This window comes from Prosthecobacter sp. (assembly GCF_029946185.1).
Classification (GTDB): Bacteria; Verrucomicrobiota; Verrucomicrobiia; order Verrucomicrobiales; family Verrucomicrobiaceae; genus Prosthecobacter.
The window spans coordinates 1-2692 of the sequence record NZ_JAQSEA010000119.1; the positions used below are offsets into that span (position 1 = coordinate 1).

General features: G+C 61.1%; 2 protein-coding genes. Both read left to right on the top strand.

Features of this window, described 5'->3' with window-relative positions; all coding sequences use genetic code 11:
* A partial coding sequence (locus tag PSV43_RS09655) for a DUF1553 domain-containing protein (RefSeq protein WP_300196192.1) occupies nt 1–1337 on the top strand: 1337 nt, incomplete at its 5' end.
* Between the two features lie 12 nt (nt 1338–1349).
* Nucleotides 1350–2692: DUF1501 domain-containing protein (locus tag PSV43_RS09660; RefSeq protein WP_300196194.1), on the top strand; the 1343-nt coding region annotated here is incomplete at its 3' end.

Here is a 2692-nt window from a genome sequence, read left to right on the forward strand (position 1 = left end):
TCGATCCCATCACCACGCAGGACTACTACGCGCTCTACGGCATCTTCCACAGCACGCGCTACCCGTGGCCCGGCATCGAGCTGGACAAGAAACAACGCGATCTGGTGCCGCTGGTACCCGCAGCCAAGCTCGCGGAAGCCGAGGCTGCGAGAGCCGCCAAAGAGAAAGAACAATCGCGGCTCGACAAAGAAGCCAAGTCGCTCAAGGAGGAAGTAAAGAAGGCCCAGCCCGACAAAAAGAAACCTCTGGAGGCCCGACTTGCTGCCGCTGAGAAAGCCTCGAAGGATTTCGCCAGGAGTCCTCTTCCATTTGAATTTGCTTACGCCGTGGCTGAGGCCAAAAAGCGCGAGGACGTGGCGGTGCAGCAGAAGGGAGATCCTGCCAAGCCGGGGGACACGGTGCGGCGTCATTTTCTCACCGTCTTCGGTGGTGCCGAACTGCCAGCGAACAGCCAGACCAGCGGACGTGAGCAGCTTGCCGGGTGGATTCTCGCCGGGGATAATCCACTGCCTGCACGTGTGATGGCAAACCGCATCTGGCAGCACCATTTTGGCCGTGGCATTGTCCCCACTCCAAATGATTTTGGCAAACAAGGCAAGCCTGCCACGCATCCTGAACTGCTCGACTACCTCGCAGTTCAGTTCCGCGAGCGTGGCTGGTCAGTGAAGGCGATGCATCGGCTCATCATGCTTTCGCGCACCTACCAGCTCGGCACAGCACGCGATGAAGACGCCCTCGCACACGATCCAACCAACGAACTCCTCGCAGGTTTTCCGCGCCTCCGTCTCGATGCCGAAAGCATCCGCGACACGCTGCTCACACTCGGCGGCAACCTTGATCTCACTCCGGCCGGTGCGCATCCCTTCCCGCCGCAGAGCGAGTGGAACTTCACGCAGCACAACGCCTTTAAAGCCGTGTATGAGACGAACAGGCGCAGTGTCTATCTCATGACGCAGCGCATTCAGCGGCATCCGTATCTCGCCATTTTTGATGGGGCTGACCCCTCCGCCAGCACGCCTGCCCGCCCGACCAGCACCACACCGTTGCAGGCTCTCTATTTGTTGAACGACCCCTTTGTGCATGAGCAGTCCAGGCGCTTTGCCGAACGCCTCAAAGCCTTCTCCAGCGATGACACCGTCCGCATCCAGCGCGCCTACGAGCTGCTGTTCGCACGGGCTGCGCAGGCCGATGAAATCGCCGCAGGAAAAGCATTCCTCGCCAATGCCACACGGCAGTTACGCGAGGACGGCATGAGCACCGCCCAAATCGACTCGGAGAGCCAGCATTCCTATGTGCGTGCGCTGTTCCGCCTCAATGAATTCGTTTATCTCGACTGACCTTCACCGCTCATGAACTTGCCTCATTCTTCTCGCCGCCGCGAAGTCCTCCGCTCCATGGTCGGTGGGTCCTTGCTCATGCCCGGCGTGCTTTCCGAACTGCTTGCCGCAGGCAACGCCGATCCGCTGGCACCCAAGCGCCCGCATTTTCCGGCCAAAGCGAAACGCGTCATCTTCATCTTCTGCAACGGCGGGGTGTCCCACATGGACACCTTTGATCCGAAACCCGCGCTCTTTGCCGCCGATGGCAAGACCATGGGATTGGGCGGTGGCTTGTCGAATCAGCAGCGCGTGTTGCTGAAGCCCGGCTGGAAATTCCGCCCCGGCGGCCAGTGCGGCACGATGGTCAGCGACTTGTTTCCCAAGCTGCGCGACATGATGGATGACATCTGCCTCATCCGCTCCATGAAGGGCGATGACAATGAGCACGCCAACGCCACGCTCGGCATGCACACTGGCTCGTTTTTCTTCTCGCGTCCCAGCATCGGCTCCTGGGTCAGCTACGGCCTCGGCACCGTCAACAGCAACCTGCCGTCCTTCGTCGCGCTCTCTTCGCAGATGCCCTACGCCGGCACGCAGATTTTCAACAACGACTTCCTGCCCGCCTATCATCAAGGTGTGCGCGTGGTCGGCGGCAAGGAACCCATCGCCAATCTCGACCGCCGCTCGCAGCAGCGCGGTCTTCAGGAGCTTGAGCTGGGTCTCGCCGACGTGCTTAACAACCGCCACCTCAGCGCCCGCGCCCACGACACCGATTTGGCAGCGCGCATCCGCACGTTTGAAACGGCCTTCCACATGCAGACTGAGGCGCAGGAAGCCTTCGATCTCGGCAAGGAAAACGACGCCACGATGGACCTCTACGGCGTCAAACGCGGCGACAACGAAAGCTTCGGCTGGCAGTGCCTCGTCGCACGCAGGCTCGCCGAGCGCGGGGTGCGCTTCATCGAAGTCGTCGATGGCAGCAGCAGCAAAAACTGGGACGACCATGCCGACATGGCCGCGCACGAGGGCAAAGCCAAACGCATCGACCAGCCCGTCGCCGGTCTGTTGCGCGATCTCAAGCAGCGCGGCATGCTTGATGAAACGCTCGTCGTCTGGACCACTGAATTTGGCCGCACTCCCGGCGTGGACGGCACCAAAGGACGCGGCCATCACAGCGCATGCTTTTCCTCATGGCTCGCCGGCGGCGGCGTTAAAGGCGGGCTCGCTTATGGCGCGACTGATGAGATAGCCTCAACCGTGGTCGAAAATAAAGTCCACGTGCACGACTTCCACGCCACAATCCTCCACCTGCTCGGCTTCGATCACGAAAAACTCACCTACCGCCACGGCGGCCGGGATTACAGGCTCACCGA